This window comes from Leucobacter sp. M11 (assembly GCF_035726885.1).
Lineage (GTDB): Bacteria > Actinomycetota > Actinomycetes > Actinomycetales > Microbacteriaceae > JAPFRB01.
The window spans coordinates 382,796-387,577 of record NZ_JAPFRB010000002.1 but is presented as its reverse complement, the minus strand read 5'-3'; the positions used below and the strand labels follow the sequence as shown (position 1 = coordinate 387,577).

Below are 4,782 nucleotides of genomic sequence, written 5' to 3'. Positions count from 1 at the left end.
AGACGCTCATCGAGGCCGTGACCCTCAGGGAGGAAGACGAAGCCGGGCTTGGTGCACAGCTGCCCGGCGGAGCCGGAGACGCTCGTGACGAAGCCGGAGACGATGTCGTCGCCGTTCTCGTCGATGGCCGCGCGGCTCACGAAGACAGGGTTGACGCTGCCGAGCTCGCCGTAGAAGGGGATCGGGGCGGGGCGGCTGGCGGCGATGTCCGCGAGCAGGCGGCCGACGAAGATCGAGCCCGTGAAGGAGCCCGCCTTGATGCGCGGGTCCTTGAGGACGTCAACGCCGGCCTGCTGGCCCTCGATGTGCTGGAAGGTGCCCTCGGGCATCCCGGCGGCGGTCAGCGCGTCGCCAATGACGGTCGCGGTGGCGCGGGAGAGCTCGATGTGGCCGGAGTGCGCCTTGACGATGAGGGGGCAGCCCGCGGCGAGGGCGGCGGCGGAGTCGCCGCCCGCGACCGAGAAGGCGAAGGGGAAGTTGGAGGCGGTGAAGTTGATCACCGGGCCGACGGGGATGTGCACGCGGCGCACGTCGGCGCGGACGCCGAGCACGAAGGCGTCGTCGGCGTAGTCGATGCGAGCATCGAGGTAGTCCCCGGCGACGAGGGTGTCGGCGAAGAGGCGCATCTGGACGGCGGTGCGCTTGACCTCGCCGGTGAGGCGGGCCTCGCTCAGGCCGGTCTCGCGCATCGCGATCTCGATGAGCTGGGGACCGTTCGCCTCGAGGGCGTCCGCGGCGGCGACGATGGCGCGTGCGCGGTCCTGGGGGAGTACGGCGGCGACGGGGCCCGCGGCTGCGGCGGCCCGGGCGACAACGGCGTCAAGTTCGGGGGTCAGGGCTTCATTGGCCATGCTGGGGTGTCTCCTTGGGGATCACAGAACGGGAAAACCTCCCGCGTACCCCTCTATTCTGCACCGTCTGGCCGGAAAAACAGAACCGGAAGGAACGGTATGCCAAATTGGGATACCAATTCGTTGGTGCCGCCTCAGCCGCGGCCGTGACGCCGGTCCGCTCGCCCGCTTCGCGGCGGGAGCGCTGGGGAAAGAAATCCTGGGCATGGCATAGAATCTCAGTATGATTGAAATTCTGAGAAACGTGTTCCTGGTCCTGCACTTCGTCGGCTTCGCGGTCATCATCGGCGGGGTCCTCGCTCAGATTCCCGCGATGAAGGTTGGCGCCGCGAAGGTCAAGGCTGGCGTGCTGCACGGCGGCTGGCTCATGCTCGCGACGGGCCTCGCGCTCGTCGGCATGATGTACGCCGCGGGCAACGGCGACGCCGTCAACAACGCCAAGATCGGCGTGAAGCTCATCGTGCTGCTCGCCGTCGTCGTGATCGCCCTGATGAACAAGAAGAAGGACCGCGTCGCCACCTGGGTGCTGCCCACGATCGGTGGACTCACCGTGCTGAACATCGTGCTCGCGGTGTTCTGGTAAGCAGCCCCTGCCCGGCCTGGGCACGGAACGCTCGGAAACACGGAACGGGCCCGGAAGCGACTGCTTCCGGGCCCGTTCCGTGTCTGCGCGCGGCGAGGCGATTACTCGGCGCGGTCGAGGGTGCCGAGCTCCTTGCCGTCCTCGTCGAGGAAGGTCATCGTGTCGCCGGAGACGGTCGCGCTCACGGACTTGCTGAGCCACTGGTCGACGCCGTCGCAGGCCATCATCGTGGTCGCGAAGGGGCTGAAGGTCACGGTCGCCTTGTCCACGGTGAACGTGCCGTTCATGGTGTTGCAGCCGTCGTTGCCGTGGGCTTTGCCGTCCTCGGAGAGGGAGAGCGCGGGCTCGCCCCGGGTCTGCTTCCCGGATGCGCCCCAGTTGCCGTTGACATCGGGAGTTCCGGCTGAGCAGGCGGTGAGCGTCAACGCGGCCACCGCAACGATTCCAGCGAGCATCAGTTTCTTCATGCTCTCAGAGTAGCCGCAACCGCTGACACAGGCCAGGACTTTTCTTTGAGGGTTCTGAGTGGGGCCGGTACGCCAGCTGGGAGCGAGCCTGACGTCCCGACCCGAGCGCATCAGCCCTTCGAGACCGGCTGCTGCTGCGTGATGCAGTGGATGCCGCCGCCGCGCGCGTAGAGCGGGCGGGCGTCGACGGTGCGGATTTCCCGCCCGGGGTACAGCTCCCGGAGGACGCCAGCGGCGTGGTCGTCGGCGGGGTCGTCGAAGGCGCACGCGATCACGGCGTTGTTGATGACGACGTGGTTGATGTAGCTGTAGTCCACGAAGTCCTCCGCGTCGCGCAGCACCTCGGGCGCGGGCAGGTTCAGGATCTCGTAGCCGCCGCTCGTGCGGTCGCGGTGCCGCTCGGCGACCTCGCGGTTCTGCTTCGCGATCGCGTGATCCGGGTGGTTCGGGTTGCGCTGCTCGTGCATGAGCAGCGTGTCGGGGGAGGTAAAGGCGACGAGGATGTCCGAGTGCCCGCGGGTGCCGAACTCGTCGGAGTCGCGGTACAGGCCGCGGGGGAGCCAGAGTACGTCGTGCGCGCCGATCGTGCGGGCGAGCTCCTCCTCGACCCGGCCCCGCTCCCAGCCCGGGTTGCGGTGCGGGTCGAGCTGGACGGTGTCGGTGATGACGACCCGGCCGGTGCCGTCGACCTGGATGCCGCCGCCCTCGTTGACCATCTCGGACTCGATCCGAACGGCCCCCGTGGCCTCCGCGATGATGCGGCCGATGTGCCGATCGTTGTCCCAGCTGGCCCAGTCCTGGGCGCCCCAGCCGTTGAAGACCCAGTCGACGGCGCCGAGGCGACCGGCCTCGTCCAGCACGAAGGTCGGGCCAATGTCGCGCATCCACGCGTCGTCGAGCGGGGCGGAGAGCCGGTCGATCTGCCCGGAGAGGAAGCGCGAGGCGATGGCCTCATCGCCCGGGTTCACGACGACCGTGACGGGCTGATACTCGGAGGCGGTGTTGGCGACCGCGGCCCAGGTCTCGCGCGCGGAGCGGACCTCCTCCTCGGTGTCGCCGAGGGTGTAGCCGCCGGTGGGCCAAGCGAGCCAGAGCCGTTCCTGCTCGTGGCCCTCAATGGGCATGTGCCAGGTGGACTGCGTCACGATGATGCTCCTGTGGATCGAGGGACGAATGCTGCACAGTCTAGCCGGTGTAGTGAAACGAATGTTGCCTGGGAGGCACTCCGGGGCATTTGCTTGAATGTTTGACAAAGTCTATTCACTTGAATACACTTGAGGGACACAGCAGCTCAGGGAGGGCATCTCATGGAATTCGGAGTTTTTTCGGTCGGCGACCTGACGCAGGACCCCGCCACGGGGATCACCCCGTCGGAGAACGAGCGCATCAAGGCGCACGTCGCGATCGCCCAGAAGGTTGAGGAGATCGGCATGGATGTCTTCGCCACCGGCGAGCACCACAACCCGCCGTTCTTCCCCTCGTCGCCCACGACGACCCTGGGCTACATCGCCGCGAAGACCGAGCGCATCACGCTCTCCACGGCCACCACGCTGATCACCACGAACGACCCCGTCAAGATCGCGGAGGACTACGCCACGCTGCAACACCTCGCCGAGGGGCGCGTAGACCTCGTCATGGGCCGCGGGAACACCGGGCCGGTCTACCCTTGGTTCGGCAAGGACATCCGGCAGGGTATCCCGATGGCCATCGAGAACTACGCGCTCCTGCGCCGGCTGTGGACCGAGGACGTCGTGGACTGGGAGGGGCAGTTCCGCACCCCCCTGCACGGCTTTACCTCGACGCCCCGCCCGCTGGATGACGTGCCGCCCTTCGTCTGGCACGGCTCGATTCGCAGCCCCGAAATCGCGCACCAGGCCGCGTTCTACGGCGACGGCTTCTTCGCGAACAACATCTTCTGGCCGAAGGAGCACTACCAGCGCCTGATCGCGATCTACCGCGAACGCTTCGAGCACTACGGGCACGGGCAGGCGCACCAGGCGATTGTCGGCCTCGGCGGCCAGTTCTTCATGCGGAAGAACTCGCAGGACGCCGTGAACGAGTTCCGGCCCTACTTCAACAACGCCCCCGTCTACGGACACGGGCCGTCGATGGAGGACTTCATGGAGCAGACCCCGCTGATCGTGGGCAGCCCCCAGCAGGTCATCGACCGCACCCTCTCCTTCCGGGAGTGGGCGGGCGACTACCAGCGCCAGCTCTTCCTCGTCGATCACGCCGGGCTGCCCCTCAAGACGGTGCTTGAGCAGCTCGACCTGTTCGGCGAGCTGGTCCTGCCGACGCTCCGCGCCGAGTTCGCGAAGAGCCGCCCCGCCGACGTCCCCGAGACGCCGAAGCACGCCACCCGCGTCGCCGAGCACCGCGCGGCGCAGGCGGCCGCCCTCGTCGCGAGCGAGGCGGAGGCCGCGGAAAGCGACGCCCGGTGGTAACCCCGGTCGATCGGATCGCCCTCGCCGCCTGGGAGGGGCTGTTCCGCGCGCAGGTCACCCTGATGCGCGGCTTCACCGCCTCCCCGGTGTGGGCGGGCCGCTCGACCCGCGAGTACGACGTGCTGTTCCGGCTGAGCGGCTCCCCCGAGGGGCTTCGCCAGGTCGAGCTCGCGGAGGGCCTGCTCATCTCGCAACCCTCCCTGAGCCGGATGCTGGAGCGGCTCTGCGGGGACGGCCTCGTCGAGCGCACCCCCGACCCCGCCGACGGGCGCAGCTCCGTGCACCGCCTCACGGCGCGGGGCCGCGAGCTACAGCGCGAGATCGGGCTCGCCCACGCCCGCGACGTGACCGCCGCCCTGACCGGGGCGCTCACCCCGGCGGAGATCACCGCCCTCGGCGACATCACCGACAAGCTCATCGCCGCGGCCGAGCGGCGG

At 68.6% G+C, this 4,782-nt stretch carries 6 protein-coding genes; 3 read left to right on the top strand and 3 right to left on the bottom strand.

The features are described 5' to 3' along the window. Nucleotides 1-851, bottom strand: an 851-nt coding sequence (locus OOT08_RS06130; RefSeq protein WP_325092120.1) for an aldehyde dehydrogenase family protein, incomplete at its 3' end; no start/stop codon positions are given. 223 nt (nucleotides 852-1,074) lie between these two features. Between OOT08_RS06130 and OOT08_RS06125 the strand changes: the two genes are divergently transcribed. After that, on the top strand, nucleotides 1,075-1,434 hold the full coding sequence (locus OOT08_RS06125) for a hypothetical protein (RefSeq protein ID WP_325091698.1): 360 nt from the start codon (nucleotides 1,075-1,077) through the stop codon (nucleotides 1,432-1,434). Between the two features lie 101 nt (nucleotides 1,435-1,535). Here the strand turns inward: OOT08_RS06125 and OOT08_RS06120 are convergent, their stop codons facing one another. After that, nucleotides 1,536-1,901, bottom strand: coding sequence for an META domain-containing protein (locus tag OOT08_RS06120; RefSeq protein WP_325091697.1), 366 nt, complete (start codon nucleotides 1,899-1,901; stop codon nucleotides 1,536-1,538). A 110-nt stretch (nucleotides 1,902-2,011) separates the two neighbouring features. After that, nucleotides 2,012-3,025 (bottom strand): agmatine deiminase family protein, encoded by a 1,014-nt coding sequence (locus OOT08_RS06115; RefSeq protein WP_325092119.1) that lies wholly within the window; start codon nucleotides 3,023-3,025, stop codon nucleotides 2,012-2,014. A 183-nt stretch (nucleotides 3,026-3,208) separates the two neighbouring features. Between OOT08_RS06115 and OOT08_RS06110 the strand changes: the two genes are divergently transcribed. After that, nucleotides 3,209-4,345, top strand: coding sequence for an LLM class flavin-dependent oxidoreductase (locus OOT08_RS06110; RefSeq protein ID WP_325091696.1), 1,137 nt, complete (start codon nucleotides 3,209-3,211; stop codon nucleotides 4,343-4,345). Then, nucleotides 4,339-4,782 (top strand): MarR family winged helix-turn-helix transcriptional regulator (locus tag OOT08_RS06105; protein WP_325091695.1); only part of this gene is annotated, 444 nt, incomplete at its 3' end. The genes OOT08_RS06110 and OOT08_RS06105, both read left to right, overlap by 7 nt.

Excerpts from the sequence above, each read along its gene's own strand:
- OOT08_RS06125 (WP_325091698.1), top strand. The coding sequence starts at position 1,075 with ATGATTGAAATTCTGAGAAACGTGTTCCTGGTCCTGCACTTCGTCGGC.
- OOT08_RS06120 (WP_325091697.1), bottom strand. The coding sequence starts at position 1,901 with ATGAAGAAACTGATGCTCGCTGGAATCGTTGCGGTGGCCGCGTTGACG.
- OOT08_RS06115 (WP_325092119.1), bottom strand. The coding sequence starts at position 3,025 with ATGCCCATTGAGGGCCACGAGCAGGAACGGCTCTGGCTCGCTTGGCCC.
- OOT08_RS06110 (WP_325091696.1), top strand. The coding sequence starts at position 3,209 with ATGGAATTCGGAGTTTTTTCGGTCGGCGACCTGACGCAGGACCCCGCC.